The 14766-nt window shown below is 60.3% G+C and carries 17 protein-coding genes; 7 read left to right on the top strand and 10 right to left on the bottom strand.

Translation table 11 applies throughout. From position 1 onward, the window contains the following. Window positions 1-34: 34 nt before the first annotated feature. The gene (earP, locus tag C9422_RS06545) at window positions 35-1177 is read right to left on the bottom strand and encodes an elongation factor P maturation arginine rhamnosyltransferase EarP (RefSeq protein WP_116580069.1); all 1143 of its coding nucleotides are present in this window, start codon (window positions 1175-1177) and stop codon (window positions 35-37) included. A gap of 124 nt (window positions 1178-1301) precedes the next feature. On the opposite strand from earP, the gene C9422_RS06540 reads away from it, so the two are divergent. Both C9422_RS06540 and C9422_RS06535 read left to right on the top strand, forming a co-directional pair. Next, window positions 1302-1712 carry a hypothetical protein gene (locus C9422_RS06540; protein ID WP_116580068.1) on the top strand — a complete coding sequence of 137 codons (411 nt, stop codon included), beginning with the start codon at window positions 1302-1304 and terminating at the stop codon, window positions 1710-1712. A gap of 2 nt (window positions 1713-1714) precedes the next feature. After that, complete coding sequence (locus C9422_RS06535) at window positions 1715-2197, top strand: GreA/GreB family elongation factor (RefSeq protein WP_116580067.1); 483 nt, start codon at window positions 1715-1717, stop codon at window positions 2195-2197. A gap of 6 nt (window positions 2198-2203) precedes the next feature. Here C9422_RS06535 and cysB read toward each other — a convergent pair whose 3' ends face one another. From cysB to C9422_RS06510, 5 genes are all read right to left on the bottom strand, one after another. Next, window positions 2204-3178 carry an HTH-type transcriptional regulator CysB gene (gene cysB / locus C9422_RS06530; protein WP_015094029.1) on the bottom strand — a complete coding sequence of 325 codons (975 nt, stop codon included), beginning with the start codon at window positions 3176-3178 and terminating at the stop codon, window positions 2204-2206. A 113-nt stretch (window positions 3179-3291) separates the two neighbouring features. Then, entirely contained in the window at window positions 3292-3795 is a 504-nt protein-coding gene (locus tag C9422_RS06525) for a universal stress protein (protein WP_116580066.1), read from the bottom strand. Window positions 3796-3890: 95 nt separating this feature from the next. Then, window positions 3891-4796 (bottom strand): 5'-nucleotidase, encoded by a 906-nt coding sequence (locus C9422_RS06520; protein ID WP_007973554.1) that lies wholly within the window; start codon window positions 4794-4796, stop codon window positions 3891-3893. 25 nt (window positions 4797-4821) lie between these two features. After that, on the bottom strand, window positions 4822-5775 hold the full coding sequence (locus C9422_RS06515; RefSeq protein ID WP_116580065.1) for a putative 2-dehydropantoate 2-reductase: 954 nt from the start codon (window positions 5773-5775) through the stop codon (window positions 4822-4824). Next, complete coding sequence (locus C9422_RS06510; protein WP_116580064.1) at window positions 5772-6158, bottom strand: co-chaperone YbbN; 387 nt, start codon at window positions 6156-6158, stop codon at window positions 5772-5774. Before C9422_RS06510 ends, C9422_RS06515 begins: the two co-directional genes overlap by 4 nt. Between C9422_RS06510 and C9422_RS06505 the strand changes: the two genes are divergently transcribed. Together C9422_RS06505 and C9422_RS06500 are read left to right on the top strand one after the other, a co-directional pair. Further along, a complete protein-coding gene (locus C9422_RS06505) occupies window positions 6157-6600 on the top strand; it encodes a PilZ domain-containing protein (RefSeq protein ID WP_007973560.1) in 444 nt (147 codons plus the stop codon). The two genes, C9422_RS06510 and C9422_RS06505, sit on opposite strands and share 2 nt — an antisense overlap. Window positions 6601-6787: 187 nt before the next feature. After that, window positions 6788-7864 carry a 3-deoxy-7-phosphoheptulonate synthase gene (locus C9422_RS06500; RefSeq protein WP_007973561.1) on the top strand — a complete coding sequence of 359 codons (1077 nt, stop codon included), beginning with the start codon at window positions 6788-6790 and terminating at the stop codon, window positions 7862-7864. Between the two features lie 85 nt (window positions 7865-7949). Here the strand turns inward: C9422_RS06500 and C9422_RS06495 are convergent, their stop codons facing one another. Beyond that, window positions 7950-8237: a GNAT family N-acetyltransferase gene (locus C9422_RS06495; RefSeq protein WP_007973562.1), complete on the bottom strand. Its 288-nt coding sequence runs from the start codon at window positions 8235-8237 to the stop codon at window positions 7950-7952. Window positions 8238-8878: 641 nt separating this feature from the next. Here C9422_RS06495 and oprI point away from each other — a divergent pair. Then, complete coding sequence (oprI, locus tag C9422_RS06490; RefSeq protein ID WP_003199355.1) at window positions 8879-9130, top strand: outer membrane lipoprotei OprI; 252 nt, start codon at window positions 8879-8881, stop codon at window positions 9128-9130. A 123-nt stretch (window positions 9131-9253) separates the two neighbouring features. On the opposite strand, the gene C9422_RS06485 is transcribed toward oprI, so the two are convergent. From C9422_RS06485 to C9422_RS06475, 3 genes are all read right to left on the bottom strand, one after another. Then, a complete protein-coding gene (locus C9422_RS06485; RefSeq protein ID WP_007973563.1) occupies window positions 9254-10228 on the bottom strand; it encodes a L,D-transpeptidase family protein in 975 nt (324 codons plus the stop codon). 361 nt (window positions 10229-10589) lie between these two features. Further along, window positions 10590-10883, bottom strand: coding sequence for a hypothetical protein (locus tag C9422_RS06480; RefSeq protein WP_003226812.1), 294 nt, complete (start codon window positions 10881-10883; stop codon window positions 10590-10592). A 56-nt stretch (window positions 10884-10939) separates the two neighbouring features. After that, entirely contained in the window at window positions 10940-11545 is a 606-nt protein-coding gene (locus C9422_RS06475; protein ID WP_007973565.1) for an arylesterase, read from the bottom strand. Between the two features lie 10 nt (window positions 11546-11555). Between C9422_RS06475 and C9422_RS06470 the strand changes: the two genes are divergently transcribed. Then, window positions 11556-12239: an ABC transporter ATP-binding protein gene (locus tag C9422_RS06470; protein WP_116580063.1), complete on the top strand. Its 684-nt coding sequence runs from the start codon at window positions 11556-11558 to the stop codon at window positions 12237-12239. Continuing rightward, window positions 12239-14743 (top strand): ABC transporter permease, encoded by a 2505-nt coding sequence (locus tag C9422_RS06465; protein ID WP_116580062.1) that lies wholly within the window; start codon window positions 12239-12241, stop codon window positions 14741-14743. The genes C9422_RS06470 and C9422_RS06465 overlap by 1 nt, the downstream gene beginning before the upstream one ends. Window positions 14744-14766: the final 23 nt, after the last annotated feature.

Here is a 14766-nt window from a genome sequence, read left to right as displayed (position 1 = left end):
TTTGGATGGGATTTACAAAAATCTAGGCCGCGTATCATATCCAATTTCCATAAAACTGTACCAGCGCCGTGGCAAGATCGGCCTGCAAGGCCTGTTCCAGACACCACGCCTCGGCGTGTTTTTCCAGCTCTGGCCAGTGTTTACGGGTGGATTGCCAGTGGTCGGGCATTTTTTCACCGGCGTTCCAGGCCCGCCAGAGACCGCTGATCGCCTCCCGCGCAGGGTCCGATAGCCCCTTCACATAGAGTTCGAGGAAGGCTTCGAGCTTGTCCAGATGGATATCTTCTTCCTGCCGGTAGATGTGCCAGAGAAATGGCCGGCCCGCCCATTGAGCGCGCACAAAGGAATCTTCGCCACGCACGGCATTGAAATCGCAGCACCACAGCAACCCGTCGTATTGGTCCTGGCGGACGAATGGCAGCACTTGCACGGTCAAGGCGTCACGCACATGCACGGCACCGGCCGCCAAGCCCTGCACACCGAGCCAACACTCGACGTCGCCGAGAATCCGCCCTTCCGGGACCAGCAGATGAGTGGCCGTCGAATCGCCAGCCATCGCATCGAGCCAACTGGCCAGCCCGGTATTTTCGTAGGCAAACAATGAGATCAACTGTGCGCCGGGTGCAGGATCAATCCCTAAACCGTGCAGGAATTCTCTTTGAGCTTGCGGGTCCTGCTGAAATTGCCGACGACGCTCAAGCAACCCGCGCTCACGCAACAATCCGCCAGTGCCCTTCTGGAAACCCGGGAAGAAAAAGAACTTCTGTACGTTTTTGTACTTCACCGAGGGCAATCCGTGGCAGCCGATCACCCAGTCCTCGGCACTCAGGTAGTCGAGATTCATCCACAGCGGAATCTTTTCCCGCTCGACCATGGCGTCCATGTAGGCGCTCGGCAATTGGCAGGCAAATGCAGCAATCACCACATCGGCGGCTTCGGTCCGTTGCCACTCGGCTGGCCATTGGCGCACTTCGACGCCTTGCTGCCATTGCTGCGCAGCGTGGATGTCGATTGGCGGACACAGGCGCTCGAACGCTCGCAGATCATCGACCCATAGACGCACTGCCAGTCCATGTTCGGCCACCAGTTGCCGGGCCAGTCGCCAGGTCACGCCGATGTCGCCGAAATTGTCGACCACGGTGCAAAAAATATCCCAGCGGGTTTTCAGTTCAGGCATTGCAGGCTCCCGTTGGCAAAGGCGCCGATTGTCCGCATAAATTACCCCGTGCAGAAGAGCCGACGACGATTATTCTTCATGCGACAATCGCCACTCGCCAGTGACCTTTCGCCAGGAGGCAACCATGCCCCACCGCCCCGCTCCGCGCCGATCCTTCCCGATCAGCCTCAATGCCCTGCAACTGACCGGCAGCATCGCCCTCGGCATGTGGCTGGGATTCATTGCCATCGTGCTGACCTGCTGGCTCGCTTCACGCCTGCTTTTCAGCGAACAATTGGCACCCGTAGCAGTAGCTGTGGAGCAATTGGCCAAGCCACCGGTGGTGACTCAACCGGTGCCGGACATCCCGCCACAGAGCCCGCTGTTCGAGCAGTATGAAGAAAACCTGCGCAAGAACGAGCAGGCACAACGGCTCGATCAGGCACGCGGCAGCACTCGCAACCTGGCCAACCCGAACTGTCAGTTCTGGCTGCAACAGGACCGGACTGCACCCAGCGAAAAAAGTCGCGCCAACGTTCTGCAATTCTGCGATTGATCATGAATAAGCACACCGTCCACCAACTGATTCTCGACAAGCTGCAGATCGATCTCGACATCGCCGAACGGGCCGCGCAAACCGCCTACGAAACGGCGACCCACGAAGAAAACATCGCTGAGAACAAATACGACACCCTGGGGCTCGAGGCGTCCTATCTCGCGGCGGGGCAAGCCAGGAGGGTCGAGGAAATCCGCCAGTCACTGAGCCTCTGCCAGAACCTGGCCCTGCGCCCGTATGACGAAAAGCGGGGCATCGAAGTCGGCGCGCTGCTCGGGCTCGAAGATGAAAAGGGGCGCGAACAATGGCTGTTCCTCGCCCCTGATGCAGCCGGGTTGAAAGTCGACCTGGTGGGGCAACTGATCACCGTCATCACCCCGCGCTCACCGCTGGGCAAAAGCCTGTTGGGCAAGTTCGAGGGCGACGAGGTGGAAATCACGGTGGCGGGCGCTCGGCAACAGTTCGCTGTCACCGAGGTCGTTTAAACGGGCTTAATGGACTGGCAGTTCGACACCTTCGAACAGCTCTTCCAGTTCCTGCTTGTTGTGGCATTGAATGGCCTTGGCCATGACTTCGCGGGTCAGGTGCGGTGCGAACTTCTCGATGAAGTCGCACATGAAGCCGCGCAGGAAGGTGCCGCGTCGGAAGCCGATCTTGGTCACGCTGGACTCGAACAGTTCGCTGGCATCAAGTACGACCAGGTCGCTGTCGAGTTTGGTGTCGACGGCCATTTTCGCCACGATGCCCACGCCCAGCCCCAGGCGAACATAGGTCTTGATCACGTCGGCGTCGGCGGCGGTGAACACCACTTTCGGCGTCAGGCCTCGATGGCTGAACGCTTCGTCGAGTTTCGAACGGCCGGTAAAACCGAACACGTAAGTGACGATCGGGTATTCGGCCAGCGCTTCGAGGGTCAGTTTCGACAGTTTGGTCAGCGGGTGGCCCTGAGGCACGACCACGCAGCGGTTCCAGCGGTAGCACGGCATCATCACCAGATCACCGAACAGTTCGAGCGCTTCGGTGGCAATGGCGAAATCCACGGTGCCGTCAGCGGCCATTTCGGCGATTTGCATCGGCGATCCCTGGTGCATATGCAGGGCAACGTCCGGGTATTGCTTGATGAAATTGCTGATCACTGGTGGCAACGCATAACGCGCCTGGGTGTGAGTGGTGGCAATCGACAGGGTGCCTTTCTTCTCGTTGGAGAATTCCTGGGCGATCTGCTTGATGCTTTCAACCTTGCGCAGGATCTCGCCGGCGGTGGTGATGATGCGCTCACCGGCCGGGGTGACCCGGGTCAAGTGCTTGCCGCTGCGGGCAAAGACTTCGACGCCCAGTTCATCTTCCAGCAGGCGGATCTGTTTGCTGATGCCCGGTTGAGAGGTGTAGAGGCTTTGGGCTGTAGCGGAAACGTTGAGGTCGTGGTGCGCCACTTCCCAGATGTAGCGCAATTGTTGAAGCTTCATATGAATCCCTCAAAGCAGGTAGACGCCACGGGCATCAGCGACGATATATAACTATATTAATGGTTCGAAGAATAAATCTAGAACTTTTTTATCAGATTGCCATTATTCGTGTCCTAGCGGTCCCCTTGACGACGACGTTGCACCAGCGGCACCAGATAGACCGGCACCTTGGACAGTTGCAACACACGGGCGGCGGTCCGGCCCAAAGGCGTTTCCGCACCCGCACCGTGGCTGTGACTTCCTACGATCAACAAATCCACGGAGAGTTTCTGCGCCTGGTCCAGAATCACCTGCGAGGGGTCGCCCTGCAGCACCCTGACTGCCTGAATCCGTTCCAGGTCGTGTTCCCCTTCCTCCCCCAGCTCCTCACGAAAACTGTCGAGCACCCGCTGCTCGATACTGGCAATCACTGTGTTCAGGCCCTGGCTGTGAAACTCGTTCAGCGCCTGTTCATCGAGATAACTTTGCAGCACCGATTCGGCAAACAACCCCATGGGCTCAACCGCATGCACAACGTACAAATTGGCATTGAAGGTGCGGGCCAGCTCCAGGGCATGCTGCATCACCACGGGCGCGTACAGGCCAAGGTCAGTGGCGTACAGCATCGAACGAATCATATGACCTCCTCGACTGCCAACATGGCGGACATTTGATTCAGCTTAGCAGTGCCTTGGCGACTACGACGTCCGGCGCAACACATTGAACGGCGGGCTTAAACCTTTTGCTCGTTGCTTATGCCGTGGGGCACATGACCGGTGGCGACGACTTCACGGGCCAATTCGCAGTGGCCGGCCTGATCATCGAAAAACACATCGGCCGCAAAGGCTTCGAGAAAGGCGGACTTGGTCAGGCCGCCGAGGAACAGCGATTCGTCGAGACGAATATCCCACTCGCGCAACGTGCGAATCACCCGCTCATGGGCGGGCGCCGATCGCGCCGTGACTAGCGCGGTACGAATCGGACAGGCGTCCTCCGGGAACTCACGCTGCAACAGGTTCAGGGCCGCGAGAAAGCCCTTGAACGGCCCGCCGCGCAACGGCTCGCGAGCGGCCTCACGCTCGCTGGCCTGGAACGCCTCCAGACCACCGGCCTGATAAATGCGCTCCGACTCATCGGAAAACAGCACCGCGTCTCCGTCGAAAGCAATGCGCAGCTCGTCGCTGGCCGCACGACTGGCACCGCCAGACAGGATGGTCGCCGCCGCGAATCCGGCGTCCAGGGCATTGCGTACGTCTTCGGCGTGGGTCGAGAGAAACAGATCGCAGCCAAAGGCCTTGAGGTAGGGATACGGACTACGCCCGCCGACGAATGCCGCACGGGAAATCGCCAGTCCGTAGTGGTCGATAGAATTGAATACCCGCAGCCCGGTGTCGGCGCTGTTGCGCGACACCAGAATCACCTCGACCCGGGCGCGGCCCAGGCTATTGTTGAGGTTCAGGAGTTTCTGCACCAACGGAAAAGCATCGCCGGGCTGAAGGATTTCGTCTTCGTGTTCGATCTGATACTGCCGGTAGGCTTCGACGCCGCTCGACAGATAGACCTTGTGGCTTTCGCTCAAATCAAACAGCGCCCGCGAAGAAATCGCCAGCACCAGCTTGTCGTCAATTGCCTTTGGCATGCCCTTCCCCCTCAGGTCGGTCGACTCAGGTGTTGCGTCGATCAATGAAACTCAAGCCGCGATACAAAGCCTCGATGCGTGGCATTTCACATCCCGCGGCCCTGGCGGCCGCCAGTGGTCGAGCGTAGATCGCGGCCAGCTCCAGCGGCCGCTTGTGCAGGAAGTCGTGGTACATGCTCGGCCAGTAGTCGGGCATTTTTTCGGTCACCATGAACAGGTGTTCGGCATACCCTGCCGGTACGTCGTGCCCGCAGGCAATTGCGCCTTGCACCACTTCAGCCATCAGCGCCTTGATCAGTTCGCGACTGTCGGTATCGGCCATCAACGGCGTGGTGCTCGCCCCGAGCAAAACCGAGAGACCGTTGTAAGGGATATTCCAGACCAGTTTTTGCCAGCGCGCCTGATGCAGATTCGCCATGGCCTGGGAATCGAGGCCCGCGCTGCGGAACAGGTCGACACCCTCCTCGACTATCGCAGTGCGTGTCGGCCCATCGGCGGGACCGCTGTGATAACCCACGTGCACCGCGCCCAGCGCCTGATGGGTGATGACGCCCGGCGCCTCGCGATGGACGCAGATGTAGCAGAGTCCTCCGAGCACGTGCAGCGAATCGGGGAGCAACTCGCGCAGGCTGTCTTCGACGTCCAGGCCATTTTGCAACAGCAGCACTTTGGCATCCGGTGCCGCCGCCTGCAGGATGGCCGGTGCCAGATCTGCGTTGCTGGTGGTTTTCGCGCCCACCAGCAGCCAGTCGCAGGGCGGCATGTCTTCAGCCTTTGAGTAAGCCTGTACCGGGTTCAGTTTCAGCGCACCGTGGGGCGCACTATCGACTTGCAACCCGTGCTCGACCACGGCGGAAAACTCGCTGCGCAGCAGAAAATGCACATCAAAACCGGCACGCGCCAGCATCACCCCGTAGAAACCGCCGATTGCGCCGGTCCCGATAATGCCGATTGTCGGCCTGGCAACTGTCCCCATCATGGCAACTCCTCTGCTGTTCGACTCAACGCCTGGCGCACGGCTCGATTGAGCTCTGTGTCGGTCAGGCGCGATTTCAGTGCTCCGAAAAACTCGCCGTCGCGAACGACAAACAGCGCCGGCAAATGAAAGACCTGATAACGCTCGACCAGCCCGCCGTTATTGCCGGCATCGATCCAGCACAGTCGATCGACGGCCAGATCGAGTGTCGGTAATTGCTCGCGGGCAAAACGGCAGCTGGCGCAGCCGACACTGGTGAAAATAACCAGCGAAACACCGCTCATCGCCAGTAGCCGTTGGTCGGCGTCAAAATCGGTCAGTTCCAATTCGACCACTATACTGGGGGAAACAATGTCAGATGGCCGACACATGGAGTCTGTGTTCATGGGACGATTCATTCCTCACCCTGACGATGTGCCTGTCGAATTAACCTTGCTCAAACCTGAGTGTATTTCGCGACGGCAGCTGCACACTATCAGCCTCGGGGGCATGGCTTGCAATTATCACCGCGCGTGGCGCTACGGCACGGCGCTGGAAGTACGCATGCCGACCGTGAACCCGGACATGCGCTACCTGGGCTATGTCGCCTGGTGCCTGCGGCGCAAACGCGGTTATCTGGTGGGCATCGCTTTCGTCGACGAACAAACGCTGTTCAGCGCCCGAATGGGTGAGCAGGTGTGCCAGATCGAACGCTACTGCCGCCTGCATGAGTCCCACGAAGACTTGCAGGATGTTCAGGCCCTGGCGCTCGAATGGGTCCAGGAGCATGCCGACGAGTTCTCCCACGAATCGGTGCGCAAGGCTTTTGCGCAGCCGGTGCCGGAATAGGGGCGTACTTGATCGGTTTGGCCCTCACGGCAGGGAAACTGACTGCGAAAGCCCACCAAACCGGCGTCTGCCCATTGTCGAGCCACGGTGTAACGCGCTAAGGTTCGGCTCCCCGACGCGCTTAATTTGCTGTGCTCCGCCGCGCGGGTTCGCTGGCGGCCGGCACCCGTGACCTGACGAGTAAACGATGGCTGATTTACCGATCAACGACCTAAACGTCGCCTCCAACGAGACGCTGATCACTCCTGACCAGCTCAAGCGCGATATTCCCCTGAGCGACGCCGCACTGCGCACCGTCACCAAGGGCCGCGAAGTCATTCGCAACATTCTGGATGGCACCGACCACCGCCTGTTCGTCGTCATCGGGCCTTGCTCGATCCACGACATCAAGGCCGCCCACGAATATGCCGAGCGCCTGAAGGTTCTCGCTGCCGAAGTGTCCGATACCCTGTATCTGGTCATGCGCGTGTATTTCGAGAAGCCGCGTACCACCGTCGGCTGGAAAGGCTTGATCAACGACCCTTACCTGGACGACTCGTTCAAGATCCAGGATGGCTTGCACATCGGTCGCCAGTTGCTGCTGGACCTGGCCGAAAAAGGCCTGCCGACCGCCACCGAAGCCCTCGACCCGATCTCCCCTCAGTACCTGCAGGACCTGATCAGCTGGTCGGCCATCGGCGCGCGCACCACCGAATCCCAGACTCACCGTGAAATGGCGTCCGGCCTGTCCTCGGCCGTCGGCTTCAAGAACGGTACCGACGGCGGCCTGACCGTGGCGATCAACGCCCTGCAGTCGGTTTCCAGCCCGCACCGCTTCCTGGGCATCAACCAGGAAGGTGGCGTCTCCATCGTGACGACCAAGGGCAATGCCTACGGTCACGTGGTGCTGCGCGGCGGCAACGGCAAGCCGAACTACGATTCGGTCAGCGTTGCGCTTTGCGAGCAGGCGCTGAACAAGGCGAAGATCAAGCCGAACATCATGGTCGATTGCAGCCACGCCAACTCCAACAAGGATCCGGCCCTGCAACCGCTGGTGATGGAAAACGTCGCCAACCAGATCCTCGAAGGCAACAAGTCGATCATCGGCCTGATGGTTGAAAGCCACCTGAACTGGGGCGCTCAGGCAATCCCGAAAGACCTCGCCGACCTGCAGTACGGCGTGTCGATCACTGACGCTTGCATCGACTGGACCGCGACCGAAAACACCTTGCGCAGCATGCATGCCAAGCTCAAGGATGTGCTGCCTAAACGCGATCGCAGCTGATCGCCTGACGGCCTGTTCAAAAAGCGCACACAAAAAAACGCCGGGTAGAACCCGGCGTTTTTTTATGCATTCGTTTGCCTGAAAGTCACTGACTCAGCTTGGCCGCATGCCGCTGGTGACGCTCCATGTAGCGCTCGACGTAGGAGCACGATGGAATGACGGTGTAGCCCATTTCGTCAGCGTACTCCAGCGCCTTCTCGGTCAAGGCTGCCGCAATACCGCGACCACGCAATGCGTTGGGCACGAAGGTGCGATAGATATCCAGGGTCTGTTTCCCCAGATCCATATAGGTCAGATAGGCACGATGACCGTCCACATTGGTCTCGAACTGATGACCAGCCTGGTCATGGTGGATGGACAACGCCTCGCTCATCACTACTCCTCGCGGGTCTGGAATTCCGACCCCTACCTTACCGATGTTTTTCCGGCGAAGGAACATCTACGCCACCCCGTGCCTGAATGGACACCGAGAAGAGCTGCACCGATCTCGCGCTACCGAGCACGTACAAATAGTAGGCACCATTGACAGAAATGCTCAAGGTACGCTCGTCATCATGCCCGTTGGCGGGTGCTGCTCCGTAATCACGCAGGAATGGCTCGACCGAAGGTCACTCCGGGTCGATAGCCTGAACATTGCCGGATGTTGAGACTTAAGACGAGCGCCCGTTGTTAAAGTCACCTGAACATCGAGAAAGATAGTGAGAGGCGCCACGCAAAAGCCGAACAAAAGTGTAGACGAATCCATATAGGCGGACTTTAGCCAGCCGGGGAAAAAGAGCGCTGTGCCGAAGGAACTTTTTCTCGGCAGTTCGCTCAGCCACGGGCCTTGCAGCTGGATATTTTTTAAACAATTCAGTTAAAAGTTGCTCGAAAAAGAATCAACGCCTACAATTTTTTTTGCTTCTTGCTTCACGTCAGTTTTACTTACTACAAGTAATGGGTAGTATGTACGCCGGCTATTTCCTCAATCGGAGGAGATAGCTACTTAATAGAAAGTCCTTGAAGGGGAACACGATGAACAACGTTCTGAAATTCTCTGCTCTGGCTCTGGCCGCAGTTCTGGCTACCGGTTGCAGCAGCGCATCGAAAGAAACCGAAGCACGTCTGACCGCTACTGAAGACGCAGCTGCTCGCTCCCAGGCTCGTGCAGACGAAGCTTACCGTAAAGCTGATGAAGCTCTGGCTGCTGCTCAAAAAGCACAACAGACTGCTGACGAAGCTAACGAGCGTGCTCTGCGCATGCTGGACAAAGCTAGCCGCAAGTAATAATCCCTCGGGATTGTTATCAAGCCGACCCATTTTTTGGGTCGGCTTTTTTATTGCCCGGCGTTTCTCCAGGCAATAAAAAACCCGTCGACGCGGTCTGCGTCGACGGGCTCTTTGCAAGCGTTACTGCAGCGGATCGATCGGCGTGCTCGACACCATCGGCGCGACGCCGTTGCCCGGCACTGCGATCTCTACCGGCAGACCGTCCTCAGCGGCCACCACGTCCCGCACCACATCCCAGTTCATGCGCAGGTTGTTGGTGATGTCTTCACGCTTGAGCATCGCATTGATGACCGCTGTGTGCTTGTCGACCACCGACGGGTTGCCCTTGTCGTCCAGCGGCGTGTGCGCCTCCAGATAGACCTTGCCGCCACTCATGCCGAACTTGTACGGGTCGTTGATGATCCGTACCGAGGTACCGACCGGCACCATGCCTGCCATTTCCAGCACGTTGTTGTTGAACATGCGGAAGCAACCGTGGCTGGTGCGCATGCCGATACCGAACTTCTTGTTCGAACCGTGGATCAGGTAGCCCGGAGTGCCCAGGGTGAACTTGAATGGGCCCAGCGGGTTGTCTGGGCCTGCCGGCACGACGTTGGGCAGCGGATCACCGTCTGCCGCGTGCTCGGCCTTGATCGACGCCGGAGGCGTCCAGGTCGGGTTAGGCGTCTTGGCGGTGATGCTGGTGTGGGCAATCGGCGAGCCCCAGCCTTCACGACCGATACCCAGCGGGAACGTGTACACCACGTTCTTGCCTTTCGGGTAGTAGTAGAGGCGATATTCAGCCAGGTTGATCACGATGCCTTCACGCGGGCCTGGTGGCAGGATGAAGCGGGTCGGCAGAATGATTTCCGTGCCGGCGCCCGGCAACCATGCATCGACACCCGGGTTGGCCGCGACCATTTCCGTGTAGCCCAGGTCATAGGCAGTACCAAGGTCGGCGAAGGTGTCTTCGTACTTGGCCTTGATCACCTGCACCTGCCCGATGATGTCCTCACCGGGCGGTGGCAGGGGAAACTCCAATGCTGCAACAGGACCGGCCACAAAAAGGGCGGCAAGGGTCAGGCAGCGGGTGACGGCAGGAAAGCGCGGCAACATCCGGAAAATCCTTCGCATGATCAACTGAGGGTATAAGGACGCGATTGTACACTGCCGCCCGTTATTTCGGGGAGATGGCCCGATTGCAGGCAGTGCAAGGCGGTAATGGCCGCTCGGAACGTGGTCCTGATGCGTGCGTGTTTCCCTGTAGGAGCTGCCGCAGGCTGCGATCTTTTGATTTTGATTTGTGACAATGTCGAAGGGGCGCAAGATCAAGATCAAAAGATCGCAGCCTGCGGCAGCTCCTACAGTGGGTCGGCGCTTGCCAAAAGTAACCCGCGGCAAGGGTGAAACCATAAGCCGCCGTTACCTCAACAACGGATATGTACACAAAACAACGGGGCTGGTGCGCGACGACAGACTAAAGCTCAAACCGCAATTCAGGCCAGATCGGCGACGTCCCCCGCTTCTGCGACTCAAGAATGGCCCTGCACAACGAACACAGCCGCTGATCCTGAAACACCCGGCGATCAACACTCGACCAGCGCGGTTGCGCCGGCAACAGGCTGCCGCAAAGGGTCCGGTCCGCCGAGCCGCCCAACTCCAGCTGACGGGTCACCAGATGCACCCGCACTTCCTGGCAGGCGAACAGATCCAGCTGTTCGTCAGGCTCGATCAGTTGATAGGCAAAGAGTGACCAGGCGGGACGCGGCATCGGGGGCTCCAAATCGGGGGCGCCACCTTAGCCGAAAGCCTGCGTCTAGAAAAGTGTCATAACAGCGGTTTTAGAGTAGGCCAGACATTTTCCAGCAACTTGTCCTGGGCCCCGGCGGCCGGGTGTATGCCGTCGGCCTGCATCAACTCCGGATGACCGCCCACGCCGTCGAGGAAAAACGGCACCAGCGGGATCTTTTTCTCATCGGCCAGGTTGCTGTAGACCTCGGCGAACGCCTTGGTGTATCGCGCACCGTAATTGGGTGGCAGTTGCATGCCGAGCAACAGCACCTTGGCACCGCTGGCCCGGGAGCTGTCGATCATCGAGGCAAGATTTTGTTGCAATTGAGTTGGCAGCAAGCCGCGCAGGCCGTCATTGCCCCCCAACTCGAGGATCACCAGTTCCGGTTTATGCTCTGCAAGCAGCGCGGGCAGGCGCGCCTGGCCTCCAGCACTGGTGTCGCCACTGATGGACGCATTGATCACTTTGTCGTCGAAACCTTCGCGCCTGAGCCGTTGTTCAAGCAGCGACACCCACCCCAGCCGGGTATCCAGTCCGAAACCGGCGCTGATACTATCGCCAACGATCAGGACTGTACCCGCCGCTGCGTTTTGGGCCATGCACATCAAGGCCAGGCCAGCACTCAAAAACCAGACACGCATCGGACTCTCCATGGGCGCAAGCATTCTCATCGCGAAGGACCTTAGCAAAGTGGTTCCCAGCGCGGAAGGTGAACTGACCATCCTGCACGAACTCAGCCTGGAACTGAACCAGGGCGACAGCCTGGCCATCGTCGGCGCTTCCGGTTCCGGCAAATCCACCCTGCTGGGCCTGCTCGCCGGTCTCGACCTGCCGAGCAGTGGCGAAGTCACCCTCGCCGGGCAGGGCCTGAGCAACCTCGATGAAGACCAGCGTGCGCGCATCCGCGCCGAGCACGTGGGTTTTGTCTTTCAATCGTTTCAGCTGCTCGATAGCCTCAATGCCCTGGAAAACGTCATGCTGCCGCTGGAGCTCGATGGCCGCAAAGACGCCCGCGAACGCGCCACCGAGTTACTCCAGCGTGTAGGACTCGGCCAGCGCCTGACGCATTCGCCGCGCCAGCTCTCCGGGGGCGAGCAACAACGCGTGGCGATTGCCCGCGCGTTTGCCGCCGAACCCGATGTGCTGTTCGCCGACGAACCGACCGGCAACCTCGACAGCCACACCGGTGAGCGCATCAGCGACCTGCTGTTCGAACTCAACAAGGAACGCGGCACGACCCTGGTGCTGGTGACCCACGATGAACGCCTGGCCCATCGGTGCCGGCGCCTGATCCGTCTTGAAGCCGGCCTGCTGGTCGCCCCTGTGGAGCCTTGATGGCACGCCTGCCGCTGTTGCGCCTGTTCAGTCTCGCCATCCGCCAATTGCTGCGCGACGCCCGCGCCGGTGAATTGCGCGTATTGTTTTTTGCCTTGCTGGTGGCCGTGGCCGCGAGCACTGCCATTGGCTATTTCGGCGCCCGCCTGAATGGCGCCATGATGCTGCGCGCCACTGAGTTTCTCGGTGCCGACCTGCTCCTCGAAGGCAGTTCGCCCGCGCGCCCCGAACAGATAAGAAGCGGCACAGACCTGGGACTGCAACATGCGCAGGTGGTGGAGTTTTCCAGCGTCATCGCCACAGACAACGGCATCCAGTTGTCCAGCATCAAGGCGGCCGATGACACCTACCCGCTACGCGGCGAACTGAAAAGCGCGCCCGCCCCGTTCGCCACGCAAAGCGCCGGTGGCGGACCGCAACCCGGTGAAGCCTGGGTCGAGGCCCGCCTGCTGACCGCCCTGGACCTGAAAATCGGGGACAGCATCGATGTCGGCATGAAAACCCTGAAACTGGCGCGAGTGCTGACGTACGAGCCCGACCGCGCCGGCAATTTCTACAGTCTGACGCCGCGAGTGCTGATCAATCTCGACGACCTTGCAGCAACCGGCGTGGTGCAACCCGGCAGCCGGGTCAGCTATCGCGAATTATGGCGAGGCAATGCCCAGGCACTCGAGTCGTACCGGCAACTGATCAAACCGGGGCTCGCCGCCAACCAACGCTTGCAGGACGCCCGGGATGGCAACCGGCAGATCGGCGGCGCCCTGGGCAAGGCCGAACGCTACCTGAACATGGCCAGTCTGGTGGCGGTGTTGCTGTCCGGCGTGGCGGTGGCGTTGTCGGCGACCCGCTTCGCCACCCGCCGCTTCGATGCCAGTGCCTTGCTGCGCTGCCTCGGCCTGTCACGCCGGGAAACCCTGGTGTTGTTCAGCCTGCAACTGACCGTGCTCGGGCTGCTGGCCAGCATCAGCGGTGCCCTCCTAGGCTGGCTCGCACAGCTGGGGTTGTTTGCCCTGCTGCACGACTTGCTGCCGACCGACGTACCTCCGGGCGGACTGTTTCCAGCCGTCGCCGGGATCGGCACCGGACTGGTGGCCCTGGCCGGTTTCGCCTTGCCGCCACTGGCGGCTCTGGGCCGGGTTCCGCCATTGCGCGTGCTGCGCCGGGACATGCTGCCGATCCCTTCCAGCACCTGGATGGTCTACGGTGCAGCGCTGGGCGCCCTCGCCCTGATCATGTGGCGCCTGAGCCTGGACCTGGTGCTGACCTTTGCCCTGCTCGGTGGCGGCGTGATTGCAGCGCTGGTGCTGGGCGGTTTGTTGCTGCTGCTGTTGAAGAGCCTGCGGCGCTTGCTCGCGCGTGCGTCCTTGCCCTGGCGCCTTGGACTCGGGCAATTGCTGCGTCATCCGCTCGCTGCCGCAGGACAGTCCCTGGCGTTCGGCCTGATCCTGCTGTCGATGGCGCTGATTGCGCTGCTGCGCGGTGAATTGCTGGATACCTGGCAGAACCAGCTGCCGAAAAACGCCCCCAATTACTTCGCCCTGAACATCCTGCCTGCGGATAAACAGGCCTTCACCGATCACCTGATCGCCGTGTCGGCAAAATCGGCACCCTTGTACCCGGTGGTGCCGGGGCGCTTGATCAGCATCAACGGCGAACCGGTGCAGCAGATCGTCACCAAGGAATCGGCCGGCGACCGGGCAATCCAGCGCGACCTGAGCCTGACCTGGGCGGCGGACCTGCCGGCGGGCAACAAGCTCACGGCGGGCAATTGGTGGAACGAACAAACGCCGGACGATGTTCCCGGCGTGTCGGTGGAAGGCAAGGTTGCTGAGAGCCTGAAACTCAAGCTCGGCGATCATCTGGTTTTCAGCGTGGGCGGGGTCAATCGCGAGGCGAAAGTCACCAGCCTGCGGGAGATCAACTGGGACAACTTCCAGCCGAACTTTTTCATGATCTTCCAGCCTGGCACCCTCAAGGATCTGCCGGCGACTTACCTGACCAGTTTCTATCTGGCATCAGGACATGACCAACAGATCGTCGACCTGTCCAGAGCCTTTCCGGCGGTGACGATCCTGCAGGTCGAAGCCTTGCTGGAACAATTGCGCAGCATCCTCGCCCAGGTCACCCTGGCGGTGGAGTACGTATTGCTGTTTGTGTTGGCGGCGGGGATGGCGGTGCTGTTTTCCGGCCTGCAGGCGACGCTGGACGAACGCATTCGCCAGGGCGCGCTGCTGCGGGCGCTGGGGGCCGAACGACAACTGCTGGTCAAGGCCCGACGCATCGAGTTCGGTTTGCTGGGGGCGGTCAGCGGTTTGCTGGCGGCATTGGGCTCGGAACTGGTGAGCCTGGTGCTCTACCGCTATGCCTTTGACCTGCCGTGGCATCCGCATCCATGGCTGTTGCTGCTGCCCCTGCTGGGCGCGGTGCTGATCGGCGGTGCCGGGGTGTTCGGCACTCGTCGGGCATTGAACGCCAGCCCGCTGACAGTCTTGCGCGAGGGTTGATAGACTCCAGCCGTCTCCACCAC

Origin of the sequence: Pseudomonas sp. B1(2018), assembly GCF_003097365.1 — a bacterium.
Classification (GTDB): Bacteria; Pseudomonadota; Gammaproteobacteria; order Pseudomonadales; family Pseudomonadaceae; genus Aquipseudomonas; species Aquipseudomonas laurylsulfatiphila.
This window is presented reverse-complemented; position numbering and strand designations above follow the sequence as displayed.

Coding starts and splice junctions, on each gene's coding strand:
- C9422_RS06485 (WP_007973563.1), bottom strand. CDS start 10,228: ATGTTGCCGCGCTTTCCTGCCGTCACCCGCTGCCTGACCCTTGCCGCC.
- cysB (WP_015094029.1), bottom strand. CDS start 3,178: ATGAAGCTTCAACAATTGCGCTACATCTGGGAAGTGGCGCACCACGAC.
- C9422_RS06535 (WP_116580067.1), top strand. CDS start 1,715: ATGAATAAGCACACCGTCCACCAACTGATTCTCGACAAGCTGCAGATC.
- C9422_RS06515 (WP_116580065.1), bottom strand. CDS start 5,775: ATGATGGGGACAGTTGCCAGGCCGACAATCGGCATTATCGGGACCGGC.
- C9422_RS06465 (WP_116580062.1), top strand. CDS start 12,239: ATGGCACGCCTGCCGCTGTTGCGCCTGTTCAGTCTCGCCATCCGCCAA.
- C9422_RS06495 (WP_007973562.1), bottom strand. CDS start 8,237: ATGAGCGAGGCGTTGTCCATCCACCATGACCAGGCTGGTCATCAGTTC.
- C9422_RS06505 (WP_007973560.1), top strand. CDS start 6,157: ATGGGACGATTCATTCCTCACCCTGACGATGTGCCTGTCGAATTAACC.
- C9422_RS06470 (WP_116580063.1), top strand. CDS start 11,556: ATGGGCGCAAGCATTCTCATCGCGAAGGACCTTAGCAAAGTGGTTCCC.
- C9422_RS06480 (WP_003226812.1), bottom strand. CDS start 10,883: ATGCCGCGTCCCGCCTGGTCACTCTTTGCCTATCAACTGATCGAGCCT.
- C9422_RS06500 (WP_007973561.1), top strand. CDS start 6,788: ATGGCTGATTTACCGATCAACGACCTAAACGTCGCCTCCAACGAGACG.
- C9422_RS06475 (WP_007973565.1), bottom strand. CDS start 11,545: ATGCGTGTCTGGTTTTTGAGTGCTGGCCTGGCCTTGATGTGCATGGCC.
- C9422_RS06540 (WP_116580068.1), top strand. CDS start 1,302: ATGCCCCACCGCCCCGCTCCGCGCCGATCCTTCCCGATCAGCCTCAAT.
- earP (WP_116580069.1), bottom strand. CDS start 1,177: ATGCCTGAACTGAAAACCCGCTGGGATATTTTTTGCACCGTGGTCGAC.
- C9422_RS06510 (WP_116580064.1), bottom strand. CDS start 6,158: ATGAACACAGACTCCATGTGTCGGCCATCTGACATTGTTTCCCCCAGT.
- C9422_RS06520 (WP_007973554.1), bottom strand. CDS start 4,796: ATGCCAAAGGCAATTGACGACAAGCTGGTGCTGGCGATTTCTTCGCGG.
- C9422_RS06525 (WP_116580066.1), bottom strand. CDS start 3,795: ATGATTCGTTCGATGCTGTACGCCACTGACCTTGGCCTGTACGCGCCC.
- oprI (WP_003199355.1), top strand. CDS start 8,879: ATGAACAACGTTCTGAAATTCTCTGCTCTGGCTCTGGCCGCAGTTCTG.